Below are 18,972 nucleotides of genomic sequence, written 5' to 3'. Positions count from 1 at the left end.
GTGGTCAGTCCTCGAGCCAGGCCCGGATCTGGGCCTCGTGTTGGTTCAGGGTGGGTGGGGCGGTGTGGCTGGTGCGGGAGCGCTCGGTTTCGTGGGTGTCATCAATGTCGAAAAACCGGATCGATGGTCCAGGGAGAGTGATCGTGCCGAGCTCTGCATGGTCGACATCGACGAGCAGCCCCTGGGACTGGACCTGATCCCAGGCGTACACCTCGGGAAGGGTGCGCACTTTCCCGGCGGGGATTCCGGCGGCGCGAAGCCGGGCGAGGAGCGGGGCTGCGTCGTGGTCTGCGAAGGCAGCAGTGACAAACGCGAGGGTGCGGGCATGGTTCGCCACTCGTTCGGGGTTGGTGGCAAGTCCCTCGGTGTCGGGGTCGAGGCCGAACTCGGCGCACAGTGCCGCCCAGAGGCGTTCGCTGCCGACGCTGATTTGCACCTGCCCGTCGCGGCAGGGGAAGAGCCCATATGGGGCGATTGAGGGGTGATGGTTGCCCTGCGCGTGCGGGGTCTGACCCGCGACGGTGGTCCGGGTGCCTTGGAAGGCGTGCACGCCCACGATCGAGGACAGCAGCGAGGTGCGGACCACACGCCCGGTCCCGGTCCGAGCGCGTTCCACGAGCGCGGCGAGCACGCCGACCACGCCGTGAATACCGCCGAGGAGATCTGCGATGGGGGTGCCGACGCGCTGAGGGTTCTCGGGGCTGGGGCCAGTGAGTGACATGAGCCCGGCTTCGCCCTGCACGATCTGGTCGTAGCCGGCGCGATCCTTTTCGGGGCCGTCGTGTCCGAAGCCGGTGATGGAGAGCTGCACGAGGCCAGGGTTGAGCGATGCGAGCGTCGTGGTGCTGAAGCCCAGGCGGTCCATCACTCCGGTGCGGAAGTTCTCGATCACCACGTCGGCGCGGGCGATCAACCGGCGGAGCGTGTCTTGTCCGTCCGGGCTTTTGAGATCCAGTGCGATGGATTCTTTGTTGCGGTTGCAGGACAAGAAATAGGTGGAGTAGGGGTGGCCGTCGGCTCCGGTAACGAAGGGGGGACCCCAGGAGCGGGTGTCGTCGCCGCTGCCGGGAGACTCGATCTTGATGACGCGAGCACCGAGGTCGCCGAGCATTTGCGCGGCGTGCGGGCCTGCGAGTGCTCGGCTGAGATCGATCACGACCACACCATCCAACGAACCCTCTGACATGGTGAATCCTCTCATCGAAAGTGACAGTGTCGGGAGGGGGCGGGCGGCCCCTCCGTGGCGGCGGTGGCGCCGAGGCGCGCTCGGGCCGCCGCCACCTCGAACGCTCTAGCCCTTGAACATCGTCCAGAGCTTGTCGTACTGTTCTTTGACCTCGGCGGAGCACGGCTTCTGGTCGTGCGCGCGCTCCATCGTGGCTGCGTCGGCAATGACGACGGCGGCGTCACCCTCGCCCGGTTCGGCCAGGAACTCCTCGATGCCGGTGATCGGGGAGGTGTATTTGATGAAGTCCGCGTTCAGCGCCGCGTTCTCTGGTTCCAAGAGCCAGTTCATGAAGATCTTGGCGTTGTCCGGGTTCTTCGCGTTCGTGAGGATCGCGAGATTGTCGGCACCCATCATGAATCCCTCTTCGGGGAACACATACTCGAGCGCCGGGTTCTGCGCCTGGGCGCGGGCGAACGAGCCGTTCCACATTGTCGAGAGCACAGTCTCACCGCCCGCGAGACGGTCGATCGTGCCGTCCGAACTGATGATTTTGATGTCCGGCTTAAACTGTTCGAGCAGGTCAAAGGCCTTCTGGTAGGCCTCGCCGTCGCTGGTGCACGCCTCGGACCCGGTCGCCATCAGCGCCGCGTCAATCACCATGGTCTGGCTGTCATGCAGATTGATCTTGCCCTCGGACCCCGCGGGCACTGAGAAGTAGTCTTTCCAGGACGTGACGGGGGCGGACACGGCGTCAGTGTTGACTCCGATCCCCTGGTATACCACCGCGTACGGGGTGGTGTACTTGCGTCCCTCGTCGAAGTAGGAATTCACGAAGGCCTCTGCAATGTTGCCCCCATTGGGGAACGAGGTGGCGTCAATCTCAAGCAACTGGCCGCTGGCAATGAGGTCCTCGGTCACGTAGTCGGACACCGATACCACGTCATACGTAGCGGATCCGGTCTTCACCTTTGCGACCATCTCCTCGGCGGACGAGAATGTGTCCACGTTGACCGTGATGCCCGTGTCCTCGGTGAACTTCGTGAGCGCATCAGGGTTGATGTAGTTCGTGAAGTTGAAGAGGTTCAATTCGCCCGATCCGGACTCGGGAAACGCGGCGGCGTCCGTGGATGTGCCGGAACTGTCCGTGGGCGTGGACGCGCTGCAGGCGCTTGCTCCCACGAGGAGGGCGATGCCAGCTGCTGCGGTGAGGGTGACGCGCAACGGTGCGCGAGTGTGTGAGAACAACATGAGAAACCTTTCGTGCGACAAACATGAGGGAGGGAATACTGCGGGTCAGACTGTGAGAGAAGACGGGAGTTGCGTGCTGGGGCCCTGCGGCCCCAGTACGCCGAGCGGTTAGCCCTTGAACATCGTCCAGAGCTTGTCGTACTGCTCCTTGACGTCGGCGGAGCAGGGGACCTGGACCGTGCCGCGAGCTTTCTCCTCGGCTGTAGGAACGATGACGGCAGCCCCCTCGGCATCGAGCTTGTCGAGTTCGGCTTCGATGCCTTTGAGCGGCACGTAGTACTTGATCCAGTTCGCGTTCAGTGCCGCGTTGGCGGGGTCGAGCATCCAGTTCAGGAAGATCTTTGCGTTGTCGGGGTTCTGCGCGTTTTCCAAGATCGCGAGGCTGTTCCCACCGGAGAGGTAGCCCTCGGTCGGGAACACGTACGCAAGGTCGGGGTTCTGCGCCTGAGCACGGGTGAACGATCCGTTCCACATTGTCGACAGCGTGGTCTCTTCGCCCGCGAGGCGGTCGATGGTGCCGTCGGAGCTGATGATCTTGATGTTGGGTTTAAAAGATTCGAGCAGGTCATAGGCGCGTTGGTATGCCTCCCCATCGCTCGTGCAGGGCTCGCCACCGGTCGCGAGGAGTGCTCCATCGATAATGAAGGTCTGATCGTCGTGCATACCGATGCTGCCGCGGGCGGAGGCAGGGGCAGCGAAGAAGTCGGCCCAGCTCGTGACAGGTTCGGTGACCTCGGCGGTATTCACGCCGATGCCGTTGTACACCTCGCTAAACGGGATTGTGTATTTGCGGCCCTCGTCGTAGTAGGGATCGAGGGCGTCGTCTTCGATGTTCCCGCCGTTGGGCCAGGCGGTCGCGTCGATCTGCATGACTTCACCGCTCGCGATTAAGTCTTCTGAGACGAAGTCGGTCAAGGTGATGACGTCGTACGTCGCCGAGCCTGTTTTTACCTTCGCGACCATCTCCTCGGCAGACGAGAACGTGTCGACGTTGACCGTGATGCCGGTGTCTTCGGTGAACTTCTCAAGCACCTCGGGATCGATCAGATTGGTGAAGTTGAAGTAGTTCAGTTCGCCCGATCCGGACTCCGGGAAAGCTCCGGCCGTATCCGATGGGGAATCCGCGGGTGCCGAGGAAGCGCTGCAGGCGCTCGTCCCGAGGAGGAGCGCGACCCCGGCGGCTGCCGTCAGGGTGGTGCGCAGCGAGGCCCCGGTTTTCACAGAATTCATGGTTCAGCCTTTCTTTCGGGTGACCACTTGCGACAGGATCAGGACCAGTACCGAGACGGCCAGGATCATTGTCGAGAGTGCGTTGATCTCCGGAGTGAGGCCCACTCGGAGAGACCCCCAGATGTAGAGCGGAAGAGTAGTTGAGCCGGGACCGGCAGTGAAGAAGGACATGATGAAGTTGTCCATCGACACGATGAAGCTGAGCATGCCGCCAGAAATGATTGCGGGTGTCAGCATGGGCAGTGTGATGCGACGGAAGATCTGGCGCTCATTCGCGCCGAGATCCGCCGCGGCTTCGAACTGACTCCAGTCAGCCTCCGAGAGCCGCGACCGGATCGTCATCAGCGCGAAGGGTAGACCGACAACCGCGTGGCCCACGATCATGGCGGGGATCCCGAGCGGAACTTTCACGAAAGCGAACAGGCTGAGGATCGCGATCGCGAGCACGATCTCGGGCAGGATCAACGGCGCAGAGAGCAGGCCGTTCACAAACGCGGCACCTCGTCGTTTCATGCCCACAAGCCCCACCGCGGCGAGAATCGCGAGGATGAGCACGAGCACTGTGGACCACACGGCGATCAGGAGCGAGTTCATGAACGCGCGCCGGATCGGCTCGGACTCGAATACCCGCGTGTACCAGTCGAGGCTGAAGCCGTCCCACACCATCACGATGTTGTTGGCGTTGAAGGAATACCCGATCACGACAATGAGGGGGAGATACAGGAAGAGCAGCAGGGCGATTCCGATCCCGGCAAACCCGGGGAAGGCGTTGAGCGCCTTGAACGCGCGCTGTTTCATAGCAGGCTCGCTTTCTCGCCCTGGGCCGAGAGCCGTTTCGCAGCGAACGCGAATCCCAGGAGTGCGATCAGTGTGAGAAGCAGGAGGGCGACGGATATCGCCGCGCCGAAGGGCCAGTTCATTGAGTCCTTGAACTGCCGTTGGATCACGGTGCCGATCAGGTCGAGCTTCGCGCCTCCGAGCAGCATGGGCTGAATGAAGGCGCCGAGCGCGGGCACGAACACGAGCAGGCTGCCCGCGAGCATTCCCGATCGAAGGCTCGGAATCAGTACGCGGGTGATCACGCGCCACCGGGTGGCCCCGAGGTCATAGGCGGCCTCGGCAAGACGGAAGTCGAACTTCGCTGCGCTTGTGTAAATGGGCAGGATCATGAACGGAACGAACACGTAGACCAGGCCGACGACGGTGGCGAAGGGACTGGGGAACAGTGGCAACGGGGTGAGCCCGAGCGCCGAGATGCCGTTGTTGATGAGGCCCTGATCATTCAGCAGGATCATCCAGGCGTAGGTCCGGATCAGTGTGTTGGTCCAGAACGGAATGGTGACCGCGAGTACCAGTGCATTCCGCATGCGTGCGGGCCGCGTCGCGATCCACACGGCGGTGGGAATTGCGAGCAGCATCGCAAGCACAGTGGTGAGCGCGGCCATCCAGACGGAGCGCCACAAGATCGTGAGGTACTGGGGGTTGAAGCTCCGGTTCCCCGCGAAATCCTCCTCGAAAAGCAGCTTGCTCCAACTATCGAAGGAGATCGGCCCGGCAACTCCGACGCCGCCGGGGGCCTTACTCATGAACGAGTAACCGATCACGAGCAGCACGGGGATCGCGACGAACACGATCCCCAGGATGAGCCCCGGCCACGCGAGCGCCGTGGACCCACTGCCCGGGCGGCGCCACTGGGTCTTGCGGAACTGCTCGGCGGTCTTGAGGTCGACCGGCACCGTGTGGTGCGTCGGCGCGCTCATGCCCGCACCACCCGTGCGGTTCCCGGAAGAACCTCCAGAGCGACCTGATCCCCGATCCGGCTCGGCCCGGCGTAGTTTGCGTCGACGCGCGCCCAGATGTCTGCGGCACCGCCGACCCGAACCCCAAGCCGGAGATCCGTGCCGATGTATTGGGACGCCACGATTTCGCCCGCGAGCGGCCCGCCTGCGGCGACCCGGAGATGCTCCGGCCGGATCCCGACGGTCACCGGCTCGGCACCCGTGAGCGGGGCGGTGAGCGACTGCTCCGGGAGAATCGCTCCGGCCGCGGTGCGCAGCCCTTCAGCCGTGGGGGACACCTCGACGAAGTTCATCTCCCCGATAAATTCGGCCACGAATCGATTCGCGGGTTCCGCGTACAGTTCTCGGGGCTCGCCAAGCTGCGCGATCGCGCCGCGGTTGAACACCGCGATTCGGTCGCCCATGCTCATGGCCTCTTCCTGGTCGTGGGTGACAAACACGAAGGTGATGCCGGACTCGATCTGGATGCGCTTGAGCTCGGTCTGCATCTCGCGTCGGAGCTTCAGATCCAGCGCAGAAAGGGGTTCGTCGAGCAGCAGCACATCGGGCTGCTTTGCGAGTGCGCGGGCGAGTGCCACGCGCTGCTGTTGGCCGCCCGACAGCTGGGATGGCTTGCGGGAACCGTGCTCGCTCAGCCCGACGAGGGAGAGCATCTCATCCACACGCGCCACAACTTCTGGCGACTTCGCTTTCTTCCCCTCCATCTCGAGGCCGAAAGCGATGTTCTCGCGCACGGTGAGATGGGGGAAGAGGGCATACGCCTGGAACACCGTGTTGACGCGCCGACGGTAGGGCGGAAGCTGATCGATGCGGTTCTCACCAAGCCAGATTTCGCCCTCGGTGGGCTGCTCAAGCCCCGCGATGGATCGGAGCAGTGTGGTTTTGCCGCAACCGGATGGCCCGAGCAGCACAAAGAATTCGCCGGGCCGGATGTCGAGGTTGACCCCGTCGAGGGCCACGAAGTTCGTCCCCTCGGGGGTGGTGAACTCCTTGGTGAGTTGGTGGACAGACAGGGTCGCGCCAGCAGGGGTGTTCATCGAAGCGCCTCCGTTTCTTCGAGGGGGGAGAGTGTGGGGGTGGGTGACGTCAAAATCCGGGGAGTCTCGCGCCAGGCTGGGCGCGCGCGTTCGAATTGTGCGGCCAATGCGAGGAGCCGGGCTTCGTGCCGCGGTGGGGCGATGAGTTGGATTCCGACGGGCAGCCCTTCCGGGCTGAACCCGCACGGCACGCTGATCGCGGTAAACCCGGTGACCGTGATCCGCCAGCTGGCCCGCATCCACTCGAGGTAGTCCTGCTGGGGCACGCCATTGATCTCACTGGGCCACCGCTGCTCCGCGGGGAACGGCAGCACAGTGACGACGGGTGCCGCAAGCACATCGATACGTTCAAAGAGCGCGGCCATCCGGCCATAGATCCGCGTGCGCTGATCGCGGGCCTCAAGATAGTCGTCGAGGCCTAACTGCATGCCTGCCTCGGTGTTTGCGATGAGCTCGGCACCCAGCTCTTCGCGGTGGCTGTCGAGGAGGTGGGCGTAGTTATGGGCGAAGCCGATCCCACGCATCACACGGAAGACCCTGTCTGCGGCGGCGAGCTCCGGCTCCGTATCGGTGACGTGATGGCCCAGGACCTGCAACGTTGGCAGTCCGGCGTCTTCGAGTACCTGAGTGACCGCGGGCGCGATGTCGAGGCCGTCAAGCGTGCGGCTCCACCCCACGCGAAGGGGTGCGTCGAGTGGTGCGATCTCGGCGGACGTGGGCGCGGGGAAACTGATCGGGGTGCGCTCCGTACCGGGCGAAAGCACCGAGAGCAGGAGTGCCGCGTCGCCGACAGTGCGTGCCATCGGCCCGTTCGTGGCGAGCGTGTCCCAGGCGTCCCGCGTGGGCCAGTTCGGCACACGTCCCGCGGACGGGCGCAGCCCGACGACGTTGCAGAATGAGGCTGGGTTCCGGAGTGACCCGCCCATGTCTGAGCCGTCTGCAACCGAGGCGAGCCCGGCGGCAAGCGCCGCAGCGGCGCCGCCGCTCGAGCCACCCGCGCTATGGGCCGGGGCGTACGGGTTTGTTGTGGTGCCGAAAACTCGGTTAAAGGTGTGTGATCCGGTGCCGAACTCGGGGGTGTTGGTCTTCCCGTAGATGACAGCGCCCGCGGCACGGAGCCGCTCGACCACCAGGCTGTCCTGGCTGGGCACGAAATCGGCGTGCAGCGCCGACCCAAAGGTCGTCCGCATTCCGGCAGTTTCTTCCAGATCCTTCACCGCGACGGGCAGCCCCTCGAGCGGGCGCGGGGCCTGTCCGGCCGCGCGCCGACGGTCCGAGTTCGCGGCAGCGAGTTCCGCCGCAGCGAAGTCCGTCGTGACCACCGCATTGATCCGGGGGTTCACCTCGTCGTAGCGACTTCGCGTCTCGCGGAGCAGCTCGACGGCTGAGAGCGTGCCCCGCCGCATCGCGGCAAGCTGGTCGCGCGCACTGGCGCGGCACAGGTCCATGTCCAAATCGGTCACCCATTCCTCCTTGAATGAGCAAAATCAGAAACGTTTGCGTCCTGACTTGCCTATTATGGAATTCATGATCGTCAACTTTGGCTACTTTGTCAACCCAACCAAACGCTAGCGTCCAGAAATTACACCGACGCAGGATAGGCTCCCCGTACGAGGGAAGGATGGCTATGCACGAACCTCTGGACAGCGCTGATCGGGAGATCTGCGCCGCACTGCTCCGAAACGGGCGCGCATCTTGGCGTCAAATCGCCCAGGTCACCGGAATGCAGGAGCGCACGGTGGCGCGGCGCGGAGCGCGGCTTCTGGAGCAGGGGCTCGTGCACGTGCGCGCGCTCTCCCAGCCGACGCTGTCGGACCGCGGAATCGGACAGTTCGCTCGCCTCGAGTGTGCGCCGTCGGACCTTGCCAGCGTGGCCAGTTGGTTTGCGCGCCGACCGGAGACGCTCTGGGTAGCGACGCTCGCCGATCAGAGCGCGGTGGTGTCCGAGTGCTACTTGCGCAGCGACGCGCGGGCCGCATTTATCGAGCAGGAGCTCGCGGAGCAGCCGATCACCAACTACTCCTTCGCCTTTCTCGGCCGCTATCGGCGCACGGTACGCGGGTGGCACCCGAACATTCTCTCGGCCGAGCAACTGGAGCAATTGGGAGAAAACGAGGCCCAAGCGCTCTTCGCGTCCCGAAACATCGGAACAGCACCAATCTCGCTGCCGGACCATGTCGACCGTGAGATCGTTCGGCTGTTGAGTATCGACGGCCGCCTGAGCATCGACGCAATCGCCGCAGAGGTCGGCATCGCGAAGCCCACGGCGCGGCGCCGCGTGCTCCAGCTGCAGCAGTCTGATTACCTCAGCATCCGGGCGGTGATCGATCCGGCGCTGCTGGGCTTCCCCCTCGAAGCGAGCCTCACCGTCGAAGCCCCCGTCTCACGGCTTGACGAGGTCGCGACCCTGCTCGCGGAAGACTGGCGCACCCGCTGGGCCGCTGAAGCACCCGGCACCCGGACGGTGCACGCACTCCTCACGCTGGAAAGTCACCTCGAATTGCACGAGACGCTGCGACGCCTGGACCAACGGCTTGCCTCGGTGGCGACGCGCATCACGGCGAGCCCGATCCTGACTCACTACAAGCGCAGCGACGTTGTGCTGCAGACCGCGGACAACGCGGTGGTCGCCTAGCTTGGAGTGTGGTGGTGGGGCCCGGTCGATGTGGGTTAGTTCAGCAGCTCTGCCACTGAGCCGAGCACCTCGTCCGGCCGGAACGGGAACCGCTCGATCTCGCTGCGGTCCGCAATTCCGGTCATCACGAGCACCGTGTGGAGCCCCGCCTCCATGCCCGCGACAATGTCGGTGTCCATCCGGTCGCCGATCATGCCCGTGTTGTGGGAGTGTGCGCCGATCTTGTTGAGCGCCGAGCGGAACATCATCGGGTTCGGCTTGCCCACGATGTAGGGTTCCATACCGGTGGCCTTCGTGATCAACGCATTGATCGCGCCCGTGGCGGGCAGCGGACCCTCGGGGCTCGGCCCCGTCGCGTCCGGGTTCGTCGAGATGAAGCGAGCCCCCTGGCTAATCAGCCGGATCGCCTTGGTGATCGCGTCGAAGGAGTAGTTGCGCGTCTCGCCCACCACAACAAAGTCGGGGTTCGACTCCGTCATCACATAGCCCGCGTCGTGCAACGCGGTCAAGATCCCGGCTTCACCGATCACGAACGCTGAACCACCAGGCTTCTGCTGTTTCAGGAACGCTGCCGTGGCGAGGGCGCTTGTCCAGATGCGATCCTCGGGTACATCGATCCCGGAGCTCTTCAACCGGGCGCTCAGATCCCGCGCCGTGAAGATCGAGTTGTTCGTGAGGACGAGGTACGGGGTCTCCGTGTCGCGCCACGACTCCAGGAGCTCGGCGGCCCCCGGGATCGCGCGGTTCTCGTGGACAAGCACACCGTCCATGTCGGTCAACCAGCACTCAATGTCGTTGCGACGGGCGTGGATCACACTCTCGGTCATATGCCTAGCGTACTCCGCAGGCATGAACAGCGGGTGGCCTGCGCCGCGCCCACCCGGTCATGGGAGGATGAGAGCATGCACGAACGCGCCGGTACTCCCGCTTTGCCTGAAGACCTGATCGACGTCGCGGGGCTCCTGCGCGCATACGCGGAAACGACGCCGGATCTCGATGATCCCACCCAGCGGGTGGTGTTCGGCACTTCGGGGCACCGCGGGTCAGCACTCACCGGAGCGTTCACGGACGCGCACATCGCCGCGATCAGTGCTGCGATCGCCGAGTACCGGGCCGCGCAGGGGATCAACGGCCCGCTGTTCATCGGGGCAGATACCCACCCACTCTCCGCGCCGGCTGAACGCACCGCAGTCGAGGTGCTCCTCGCCGCAGATGTCGACGTGCGGCGCGCGGCGGGAGAGGGGGACGCTTGGTTCGTCCCGACCCCGGCGCTGAGCCACGCGATCCTGCGCCACAACCGTGGGCTCGCAGGAGATGATTCGGCCCGCGCCGACGGCATTGTCGTCACGCCGAGCCACAACCCGCCCGCGGACGGCGGCTTCAAGTACAACCCGCCCCACGGCGGCCCAGCCGATACGGATGCGACGAACTGGATCGCCGCCCGCGCGAACGAGCTGCTCGCGGTGGGCGCCGGTACGATCCCGCGCGCCACGGGTGCGGCGGTCATGGCCTCGGCCACATACGATTTCCTGGGAAGCTACGTGGACGACCTCGTCTCAGTGATTGATGTGGCCGGGATCCGCGAAGCAGGGATCCGCTTCGCCGCCCACCCGCTAGGCGGCGCGAGCGTCGCCTACTGGGCCGCGATCCGGAACAGGCTTGGCCTCGACGTCACAGTGCTGGGAGAAGGCGTCGACCCGCAGTGGGGCTTCATGCACCTCGACTGGGATGGGAAGATTCGAATGGATCCGTCCTCCGTACACGTCATGAGCACCGTCGACGCGTTCCGCGGCGAGTTCGACCTGATCACGGGCAACGACGCCGACGCCGACAGGCACGGAATCGTCACCGCCGACGGGCTGATGAACCCGAACCACTACCTTGCTGTCGCGATCGACTATCTGCTGACGCACCGCCCTGACTGGCCGGTCACCGCAGGAATCGGGAAGACGCTCGTGTCATCCGGGGTCATCGATCGGGTTGTCGCCGCCCACGGCCGGCAACTGCTCGAGGTTCCCGTGGGCTTCAAATGGTTCGTGCCCGGCCTCGCCGACGGCACCGTCGTGTTCGGCGGGGAAGAAAGCGCGGGGGCCTCGTTCCAACGCTTCGACGGCAGCGCGTGGAGCACCGACAAGGACGGGATCCTGCTCGCACTGCTCGCCGCCGAGATTCAGGCTGTGACCGGGCAATCGCCCGCGGCGCGGTACCGGGAGCTCGTCGCCCGCTTCGGGGAGCCGAGCTACGCTCGCATCGACGCGCCAGCCACTCCCGCACAAAAGGCCCGCCTGGGGGCCCTCGCTCCGGAGGACGTCACCGATACCGAGCTTGCCGGGGACCCGATCACCGCGATCCTGACCCGCGCGCCCGGCAACGACGCGGCCATCGGCGGGCTCAAGGTGCAGACCGATCACGCCTGGTTTGCTGCCCGCCCCTCGGGCACCGAAGACGTGATGAAGATCTACGCGGAGTCCTTCCGCGGCGCCGAGCATCTCATTCTCGTGCAGGAGGCCGCGCAGGCGCTCGTCGCCCGCGTGCTCGGTTAGGCTCGCGGCTCGCGGGGCTCGTATCTGGAAGCCTGCTCAGGCGCACACCGGGCGGCCCCGCCGAGTCACGAACGCCACGGAGATTCACGCGAGTTGCGCGTATTCGGGCGAAAATCTCCTGCGAGTTCGTGAATCTCCTGCCGGTTGTGCGGCGGCGAGCGGGGCGGCTGAGCGCTGGGGAGACCGAGACAGTCCGGACTCTCCCGGGTCAACCCCGGCCACCCGAGCCGAAGGGGCTTGCCGGAGCCAGTTCGCCTGAGCTATCGGGGCGACTCGAGGGTGAGCAGGGACGCCTCGGGTCGGCAGGCGAAGCGCACAGGCGCGTAGATCGAGTTGCCGAGGCCCGCGCTCACGTTGAGGAACGCAGAGCGGTGTGCGTCGTACCAGACGCTGAGGCCGCGGGCCTGCCCGGTCGGCAGATCGCAGTTTGACGTGAGCGCGCCCACACCTGGCACGCGCACCTGACCGCCGTGCGTGTGCCCCGCCAGGATCACGTCGCTGCCCTCGCTCAGCAGCGCGCCGAGCGGCTCCTGATAGGGGGCGTGGACAACGCCCAACCGCAGGCCGGGGTCGGTGTCCCCGAGCGCGGCCCGCGCCGTCCGCATCGCGGCGGCATCGTCATAGCGAATATGCGGGTCGTTGAGGCCCAGCAGTTCGACCGTGGTGCCGCGCAGTTCGAGCCGCGTGGCCGTGTTGTTCAGGCTGATCGCCCCGAGGGATTCGAGGCCCGCGGTGAGTGCGACGTTGTCGATATCAGGGACCCGAGTGCTGAGCCGGCTCGGTTCGAGCAGGTACTTCACCGGGTTCTTGAACTTCGGCCCGTAGTAGTCGTTCGAGCCGTGCACGAACACGGTGGGGGTCTGCTCCAGCAGGGGGCGCAGCGCGTGAAGCAGCGCGTGCCGTGCCTCGAGGTGCCCCATCTGATCGCCCGTGAGGACCACGAGGTCGGGTCGCAGCTCGGCCAGCGAGCGCACCCAATCGATCTTGTTCGACTGCCACGGTGCCAGGTGCAGGTCGGAGAGCTGCAGGACCCGGATCGGGGCAGCCCCCTCGGGCAGCACCGGCAGGGTATGCCGGCGCACCGTAAACAGGCGCCGTTCGATCAGGGTTGACCAGACGGCGACACCCGCCGCGGCCGCTCCGAGAGCGATCGCGGCGGGGTGTGCCCCGCACCGTGCCATAGGTCAGTCCTTGTCTTTCCCGCAGGAGAGAGTCAGTGTGACGGTGCCGCTCACTCGGGCCTCCGTGCCGCTCTCCGGGCTGACCGAGACGACCTTGTGTTTCTTCGGGTCGGCCTTGCCGCCGGCCTCACACGTGAAGTCAACGTTTGAGAACCCTGCGCCCTTGAGCGTGGACTCGGCCGCGTTGCCCGTGGCTCCGACGAGCCCGTCCGGGATGGGGGAGGCTTCGCCGTTGCTGCGATACAGCGTGACGCCAGAACCCTGAGCAATCGACGAACCGGATGCCGGGTCGGAGGACGCGATGAGTCCCTTGGCGACCGAGGAGTCGATCTCGCCACCGTCGCTGACGTTGAAGCCCTGCTGCGCGAGCAGCGAGGAGGCCTCTTCGAAGGTCTTCCCCTTCACCTCGGGTACGGCCACCATCGTGGCCTGGGTCGAGGTCGTGTTGGGTTCGGGGAATGCTTCTCCGCCGTACTTCGAGTCGGCAGTATTCATGATGGCGGGCCAGATATAGGTATCGGCTTTGTCGAGGCCCCCGAAGCCTTGCGTGGAGACGCGACCCCAGGTGCCGTCCCATTTCTGCACGGGGCCGGCGTTGCCCACCCATGTCGCGGTCGCGACGCGGGTGCTCGCACCCACGGTCCAGTTGTCGACAACGTCATCGGTGGTGCCGGTCTTCGCGAGGTGCGGGGTGCCGTAGGCCGAGCGTGCGTGGCTCGCGAGACCGTTGTTCACGGTGTATTCGAGCGCGTACGCAACACCGGCAGCGACCTCCGGGGCAAGGCCCTCGGAGCAGGTGCTCTTTGTGAACGGCACTTCCTCGCCGTTCGTGTCCTCGATGCGGTCGATCGGGACCGGGGTGCAGACGGTGCCGTCGCCGGCGAATGCGCCGTAGGCGGCCGCCATGGTGATCGGGGCGATCTCGTCGATGCCGCCGTAGACGTTCGAGGGGACCATCGAGAGTTCGCGGGTGCCGTAGGTGGGCAGGTCCTCGTTGGTCTGGTCGGAGGCGCGGTGGATGCCGAGCTTTTTCGCGGTCTCGAAGGTGTCGCAGAGATCCATCTTCTGCTGCATCGAGATCAGACCACCGTTGACTGATCGCGCGATCGCCGTGAGCACGGTCTGGTTCCCCTTGGTTCCCTCGTTATCGTTCGTAAACGGGAAGGATCCGAAGCCGTAGACGCCATCGGTCATGCACTTGGCAGGCAGCGAGTTCTCCTGCACGGTACGACTGTTGACGTTGACCACATCACGCACTGAGTGGCCGGTCCGGATCCACTCGGCAAGTGTGACGGCCTTAAACGTCGAGCCGACCTGGAAGCCCGCCGAGCCGCCGTATTCGTAGTCCGTGTTGTAGTTGATCGCAGAGTACGCGGGGTCGGATTCGAGTACTTCGGGGACGTTGCTGAACGGCCGGTTCTGCACCATCGTGAGCACACGCCCAGTGCCGACCTCGACGCTGCTCGAGGCCGATCCGGCGTCGATGCCCTCCATGACCGCGGGGACGTTGTTGCGGGTCGCCTCGTTGCCGGCAGCCTGCATATCGAGATCGATTGTGGTGTGGATCTGGTACCCGCCGCGGCTGAAGTTGAACTCGCGCTCTTGCGGAGTCTCGCCGAAGTTCGGGTCCTGCTTGATGTAGCGCTGCACGTAGTCGCAGAAGTGGCCTACGCCAAAGTTCTGCTCCGCGACGACGCAACCGGCGACGCGGGGCTTAATGGCAGGCTCCACCGGGGTCGCTTTTGCATCGTCGTGCTGCGCCTGCGTGATCTTGCCGTGGCCGAGCATGCTGTCAAGAATCTTGTTGCGACGCTCTTCGTTCGCGGGCACGTTCTCCGGCACGTCGATCTGGTACACCGAGGGGTTGTTCACGATCGCAACGAGGCTTGCGGCCTGTGCCAGCGAGAGATCCTTCGCGGAGGTGCTGTAGTAGTACTGTGCGGCGGACTCGATGCCGTAGATTGTGCGGCCAAATAGGGCGATGTTGAGGTAGCCGAGCAGGATCTCGTCCTTCGGGTACTTCTTCTCAATACTGATCGCAAGCTTCATCTCTTTGAGCTTGCGGTCCATGTCCTGGCGCATGGCGTCCTTGTACGCCTTCTTGCGTTCGGCCTCGTCGGGGATGGCGTATGCCTCCTGGACCAGGACGTTCCGGACGTACTGCATCGTGATCGTTGAGGCCCCCGAGAGGTCCTTGCCGGCCGCGTTCTGCAACACCGCACGCGCGGTGGCGAGCATGTCAACGCCACCGTGCGTGTAGAACCGGGGATCCTCCTCCGCGACCGCGGCGTCCTTCACGAACTGGGAAATGTCATCCCACGCGACGGTCTCGCGATCCTGGTCGTAGAACTCGGCGAGCTTGTAGTCGACACCGTCCGATCCGGTTGCCCACAGCGTCGAGGGCTCGGCGAGCTGACCGGGGTCGAGGTGGTTCGGGAGACTGTCGAAAATCTCGATCGCGGAGTTCGCGGCGGTGCCGCTGAGCGCGACGACCGGGGTAACGGCTGCGGTGACAAGCACGCCGGCGATCGCACTCATTGCGACGGCGCCGAGGATGCCTCCGAGGGCTCCACCCGCGCTGCGCGGCTTCAGCGAGCGCACGCGCGAGAACTGGGGGGTCTGTCGGGTCATAACATCCAAGCGTATGCGATCTAGCTGAAAATCACTGCCGCGCGGGCCTTCGTTCAGCTTCCGTTTAGCGCTTTCCGCAGTCGAGATTCAGCGTCACGGTGCCACTGAGCCGGGCTTCGCTCCCACTCTCGGGTACCGAAGAAACCACCTTGTGTTTCTTCGGATCCGCCTTGCCCCCGTCCTCACAGACGAAGTCCACGGAAGGGAATCCTGCACCATTCAGTGTGGATTTCGCCGAATTGCCTGTCGCTCCAATAAGGCCCGCAGGCACGGGAGCGGCGTCGCCGTTGCTGCGGAAGATTGTGATCGCGGAGCCCTGGGGAACGGACGCACCCGCGACCGGATCTGACGCGGCGATCTGGCCGCGTGGCACCGAAGAGTCGATTTCGCCGCCCTCAGCCACGTCGAAACCGACCTGCGTGAGCATGCTGACTGCCTCCTCAAAGGACTTGCCCTTCACCTCGGGGACCGTCACCATCTTCTGTTGAATCGAGGACGCGACAGGCTCCGCGAAAGCTTCACCGCCATACTTCCCATCGGCGGTGTTCATGATCGCAGGCCAGATCTGCTGGTCGGCATACATGAGGCCACCAAAACCCTGGGTGGATACGCGGTCCCACGTGCCATCCCACAGCTGCACAGGACCGGCGTTGCCGACCCACGTCGCCGTGGCGACCGTGCTGCTCGCGCCCACGGTCCAGTTGTCGCGCACGAAATCAGTGGTGCCGGTCTTCGCGAGGTGCGGGGTGCCGTACGCGGAGCGGGCATGGCCCGCGAGTCCGTTGTTGACGGTGTACTCAAGCGAATAGGCCACTCCGGCAGCGACCTCAGGGGTGAGTGCCTGCGTGCAGGTGCTGCCGGTGAACGGTACCTGCTCGCCGTCGGGACCGACGATCTGGTCGATCGGGACCGGGGTGCAGACGGTGCCGTCCCCCGCAAAGGCGCCGTACGCGGCCGCCATGGTGATCGGGGCGATCTCGTCGATGCCGCCGTAGACGTTCGAGGGGACCATCGAGAGTTCGCGAGTGCCGTAGGTGGGCAGGTCCTCGTTGGTCTGGTCGGAGGCGCGGTGGATGCCGAGCTTCTTCGCGGTCTCGAAGGTGGCGCAGAGATCCATCTTCTGCTGCATGGACACGAGGCCACCGTTGACAGACTTGGCAATCGCGGTGAGCACAGTCTGGTTGCCCCGGGTTCCCTCGTTATCGTTCGTGAACGGGAACGAACCGAAGCCGTAGACGCCGTCGGTCATGCATGAGGCGCGAATAGAGTTCTCCTGCACTGTGCGGCTGTTGACGTTCACTATGTCGCGCACGGAGAAACCATCCTGGATCCAGTTTGCGAGCGTTACCGCCTTGAACGTCGAACCGACCTGGAAGCCGCCGGATCCGCCATATTCGTAGTCGGTGTTGTAATTGATCGCGGAGAACCTGGGGTCCGATTCGAGTACCTCGGGGACGTTGCTGAAGGGCCGGTTCTGCACCATCGTGAGCACGCGGCCGGTCCCCACTTGCACACTGCTGGAGGCGGATCCGACGTCGATTCCATCCATGACCGCGGGGACGTTATTGCGGGTCGCCTCGTTGCCGGCGGCCTGCATATCGAGATCGATCGTTGTGTAAATTTGATAGCCGCCGCGACTGAAGTTGAACTCCCGCTCCGCGGGAGTCTCGCCGAAGTTCGGGTCCAGCTTGATGTATCGCTGCACGTAGTCGCAGAAGTGGCCTACGCCGAAGTTCTGCTCCGCGACCACACAGCCAGCCACGCGGGGCTTGATCACGGGTTCGACGGGGGTTGCCTTCGCTTCGTCGTACTGTGCCTGTGTGATCTTCCCATGGCCGAGCATGCTGCCGAGGATCTTGTTGCGACGTTCCTCATTCGCGGGAATGTTTTCGGGGACATCGATCTGGTAGATCGAGGGGTTGTTTACGATCGCGACAATGCTTGCGGCCTGCGCGAGTGAGAGATCCTTCGCGGAGGTGCTGTAGTAGTACTGCGCCGCGGACTCGATGCCGTAGATTGTGCGGCCAAACAGGGCGATGTTGAGGTAGCCGAGCAGGATCTCGTCCTTCGGGTACTTCTTCTCGATACTGATCGCAAGCTTCATCTCTTTCAACTTGCGATCCAGGTCCTGCCGCATCGCGTCCTTATACGCGGCATCGCGGGCCTCCTTATCCGGGATGGCATAGGCCTCCTGAATGAGAACGTTCCGGACGTACTGCATCGTGATCGTCGAGGCACCCGAGAGGTCCTTGCCGGCCGCGTTCTGCAACACCGCACGCGCAGTTGCGAGCATGTCGACGCCGCCGTGTGTGTAAAACCTGGGATCCTCCTCCGCGACCGCAGCATCCTTCACGAACTGGGAAATCTCATCCCAGCCCACCATCTCGCGATCCTGATCGTAGAACTCCGCGAGCTTGTAGACAGTCGTGTCCGGAGCGGTAGCCCAGAGGGTGGAGGGTTCCGCGAGTCGCCCCGGTTCCAGGTGGTTCGGGAGACTGTCGAAAATCTCAATGGCGGAGTTCGCTGCCGTCCCGCTGAGCGCGACGACGGGCGTGACCGCTGCGGTGACAAGCACACCGGCGATCGCACTCATGGCAACGGCACCAAGGATCCCGCCGAGGGCCCCGCCGGCGCTCCGTGGTTTGACCGAGCGCACGCGCTCGTACGCGGAAGACGTCCTAGTCATACAATCGACCGTAGGCGACATTACTGATAATCCGCGTATTGTGCGGAAAAATCTGTCGCGTACCTGACCGAACCGGACCAATCCGGCTGAATCCCGAGGGAGATCCGTACGTGAGTGAAACGTCCGATATGGCGCAGTGGGAGTACTTCGTGACCCCGCTGCTGCTGCACAGTGAAGCGCAGATCCTGAACAACTGGGGTGCGCAGGGCTGGGAGCTCGTGCAGATCATCGAGGGACCGGCCGGCGGGAACGTCGCATACATGAAGCGAAAGAAGGCCTAACCCATATGTCGTCTGTGATTGAGGATCGCCTGAGCGAACTCGGACTTGTCGTCCCCGAGGTACCCGCGGCAGTTGCCGCCTACGTCCCCGCGCTCCGCGACGGGAACTACGTCTACACGGCTGGGCAGCTGCCCTTCGTCGAGGGGACGCTGCCCGAGACGGGCAAGGTTGGTGTGGGTGAGGGCCTCGTAAGCCCGGAGCGCGCTGAGGAACTCGCACAGCTCTGCGCGCTGAACGCTCTCGCCGCGGTCCGCGGTGTGGTCGGCTCGCTGGATCGTATCGCGCAGGTCGTCAAGGTGACGGCGTTTGTGGCGTCGGATCCGTCGTTCACCGGGCAGCCCGCCGTGGCCAATGGGGCGTCGATGTTCCTCGGCCGCGTGTTTGGTGACCTCGGCATTCACGTGCGCTCGGCCGTTGGCGTTGCCGTGCTGCCGCTCGATGCCCCCGTGGAGATCGAGTTCGTCTTCAAGATCGAGGACTAGGTGTAGTTCCCCGTGAGGTTGTGAACGCGTTCTGACGGGGTTTGTCCTCCG

General features: G+C 64.7%; 15 protein-coding genes. 4 read left to right on the top strand and 11 right to left on the bottom strand.

The window, feature by feature from the left end:
* Positions 1-4 precede the first annotated feature (4 nt).
* The 7 genes from FM113_RS05020 to FM113_RS04990 form a co-directional block, all read right to left on the bottom strand.
* Positions 5-1,186, bottom strand: coding sequence for a CaiB/BaiF CoA-transferase family protein (locus FM113_RS05020; protein WP_087012141.1), 1,182 nt, complete (start codon positions 1,184-1,186; stop codon positions 5-7).
* Between the two features lie 105 nt (positions 1,187-1,291).
* The gene (locus tag FM113_RS05015; protein WP_087012139.1) at positions 1,292-2,416 is read right to left on the bottom strand and encodes a PotD/PotF family extracellular solute-binding protein; all 1,125 of its coding nucleotides are present in this window, start codon (positions 2,414-2,416) and stop codon (positions 1,292-1,294) included.
* 108 nt (positions 2,417-2,524) lie between these two features.
* Positions 2,525-3,646, bottom strand: coding sequence for a PotD/PotF family extracellular solute-binding protein (locus FM113_RS05010; RefSeq protein WP_087012136.1), 1,122 nt, complete (start codon positions 3,644-3,646; stop codon positions 2,525-2,527).
* 3 nt (positions 3,647-3,649) lie between these two features.
* Positions 3,650-4,444: an ABC transporter permease gene (locus tag FM113_RS05005; RefSeq protein ID WP_087012134.1), complete on the bottom strand. Its 795-nt coding sequence runs from the start codon at positions 4,442-4,444 to the stop codon at positions 3,650-3,652.
* A complete protein-coding gene (locus tag FM113_RS05000; RefSeq protein WP_087012132.1) occupies positions 4,441-5,406 on the bottom strand; it encodes an ABC transporter permease in 966 nt (321 codons plus the stop codon). Before FM113_RS05000 ends, FM113_RS05005 begins: the two co-directional genes overlap by 4 nt.
* The gene (locus tag FM113_RS04995) at positions 5,403-6,482 is read right to left on the bottom strand and encodes an ABC transporter ATP-binding protein (RefSeq protein WP_087012130.1); all 1,080 of its coding nucleotides are present in this window, start codon (positions 6,480-6,482) and stop codon (positions 5,403-5,405) included. The genes FM113_RS05000 and FM113_RS04995 overlap by 4 nt, the downstream gene beginning before the upstream one ends.
* Positions 6,479-7,945, bottom strand: coding sequence for an amidase (locus FM113_RS04990; protein ID WP_217895956.1), 1,467 nt, complete (start codon positions 7,943-7,945; stop codon positions 6,479-6,481). Before FM113_RS04990 ends, FM113_RS04995 begins: the two co-directional genes overlap by 4 nt.
* Positions 7,946-8,109: 164 nt before the next feature.
* On the opposite strand from FM113_RS04990, the gene FM113_RS04985 reads away from it, so the two are divergent.
* Complete coding sequence (locus FM113_RS04985) at positions 8,110-9,117, top strand: Lrp/AsnC family transcriptional regulator (protein WP_176387082.1); 1,008 nt, start codon at positions 8,110-8,112, stop codon at positions 9,115-9,117.
* A 35-nt stretch (positions 9,118-9,152) separates the two neighbouring features.
* On the opposite strand, the gene FM113_RS04980 is transcribed toward FM113_RS04985, so the two are convergent.
* Positions 9,153-9,944: an HAD-IIA family hydrolase gene (locus tag FM113_RS04980; protein WP_087012126.1), complete on the bottom strand. Its 792-nt coding sequence runs from the start codon at positions 9,942-9,944 to the stop codon at positions 9,153-9,155.
* A gap of 75 nt (positions 9,945-10,019) precedes the next feature.
* Between FM113_RS04980 and pgm the strand changes: the two genes are divergently transcribed.
* A complete protein-coding gene (gene pgm / locus FM113_RS04975) occupies positions 10,020-11,660 on the top strand; it encodes a phosphoglucomutase (alpha-D-glucose-1,6-bisphosphate-dependent) (protein WP_087012124.1) in 1,641 nt (546 codons plus the stop codon).
* Between the two features lie 260 nt (positions 11,661-11,920).
* On the opposite strand, the gene FM113_RS04970 is transcribed toward pgm, so the two are convergent.
* From FM113_RS04970 to FM113_RS04960, 3 genes are all read right to left on the bottom strand, one after another.
* On the bottom strand, positions 11,921-12,841 hold the full coding sequence (locus FM113_RS04970) for a metallophosphoesterase (RefSeq protein ID WP_087012122.1): 921 nt from the start codon (positions 12,839-12,841) through the stop codon (positions 11,921-11,923).
* A 3-nt stretch (positions 12,842-12,844) separates the two neighbouring features.
* Entirely contained in the window at positions 12,845-15,472 is a 2,628-nt protein-coding gene (locus FM113_RS04965) for a transglycosylase domain-containing protein (protein WP_254908875.1), read from the bottom strand.
* Between the two features lie 64 nt (positions 15,473-15,536).
* Positions 15,537-18,158 carry a transglycosylase domain-containing protein gene (locus FM113_RS04960; RefSeq protein WP_254908874.1) on the bottom strand — a complete coding sequence of 874 codons (2,622 nt, stop codon included), beginning with the start codon at positions 18,156-18,158 and terminating at the stop codon, positions 15,537-15,539.
* Between the two features lie 110 nt (positions 18,159-18,268).
* On the opposite strand from FM113_RS04960, the gene FM113_RS17860 reads away from it, so the two are divergent.
* Both FM113_RS17860 and FM113_RS04955 read left to right on the top strand, forming a co-directional pair.
* Positions 18,269-18,439, top strand: coding sequence for a DUF4177 domain-containing protein (locus FM113_RS17860; RefSeq protein ID WP_254908873.1), 171 nt, complete (start codon positions 18,269-18,271; stop codon positions 18,437-18,439).
* A 5-nt stretch (positions 18,440-18,444) separates the two neighbouring features.
* Positions 18,445-18,921 (top strand): RidA family protein, encoded by a 477-nt coding sequence (locus tag FM113_RS04955; protein ID WP_087012118.1) that lies wholly within the window; start codon positions 18,445-18,447, stop codon positions 18,919-18,921.
* Positions 18,922-18,972: the final 51 nt, after the last annotated feature.

This window comes from Leucobacter sp. 7(1) (assembly GCF_900163635.1).
Classification (GTDB): domain Bacteria; phylum Actinomycetota; class Actinomycetes; order Actinomycetales; family Microbacteriaceae; genus Leucobacter.
Note: the sequence above shows the minus strand (reverse complement) of the source record. Positions and strands in the feature narration are given on the sequence as shown.

Bases quoted from the DNA above. Each gene is read 5' to 3' on its own strand.
- FM113_RS05005 (WP_087012134.1), bottom strand. From the start codon at position 4,444: ATGAAACAGCGCGCGTTCAAGGCGCTCAACGCCTTCCCCGGGTTTGCC.
- FM113_RS05015 (WP_087012139.1), bottom strand. From the start codon at position 2,416: ATGTTGTTCTCACACACTCGCGCACCGTTGCGCGTCACCCTCACCGCA.
- FM113_RS05020 (WP_087012141.1), bottom strand. From the start codon at position 1,186: ATGTCAGAGGGTTCGTTGGATGGTGTGGTCGTGATCGATCTCAGCCGA.
- FM113_RS04955 (WP_087012118.1), top strand. From the start codon at position 18,445: ATGTCGTCTGTGATTGAGGATCGCCTGAGCGAACTCGGACTTGTCGTC.
- FM113_RS05010 (WP_087012136.1), bottom strand. From the start codon at position 3,646: ATGAATTCTGTGAAAACCGGGGCCTCGCTGCGCACCACCCTGACGGCA.
- FM113_RS04960 (WP_254908874.1), bottom strand. From the start codon at position 18,158: ATGACTAGGACGTCTTCCGCGTACGAGCGCGTGCGCTCGGTCAAACCA.
- FM113_RS05000 (WP_087012132.1), bottom strand. From the start codon at position 5,406: ATGAGCGCGCCGACGCACCACACGGTGCCGGTCGACCTCAAGACCGCC.
- FM113_RS04980 (WP_087012126.1), bottom strand. From the start codon at position 9,944: ATGACCGAGAGTGTGATCCACGCCCGTCGCAACGACATTGAGTGCTGG.
- FM113_RS04970 (WP_087012122.1), bottom strand. From the start codon at position 12,841: ATGGCACGGTGCGGGGCACACCCCGCCGCGATCGCTCTCGGAGCGGCC.
- FM113_RS04995 (WP_087012130.1), bottom strand. From the start codon at position 6,482: ATGAACACCCCTGCTGGCGCGACCCTGTCTGTCCACCAACTCACCAAG.
- FM113_RS04985 (WP_176387082.1), top strand. From the start codon at position 8,110: ATGCACGAACCTCTGGACAGCGCTGATCGGGAGATCTGCGCCGCACTG.
- pgm (WP_087012124.1), top strand. From the start codon at position 10,020: ATGCACGAACGCGCCGGTACTCCCGCTTTGCCTGAAGACCTGATCGAC.
- FM113_RS04965 (WP_254908875.1), bottom strand. From the start codon at position 15,472: ATGACCCGACAGACCCCCCAGTTCTCGCGCGTGCGCTCGCTGAAGCCG.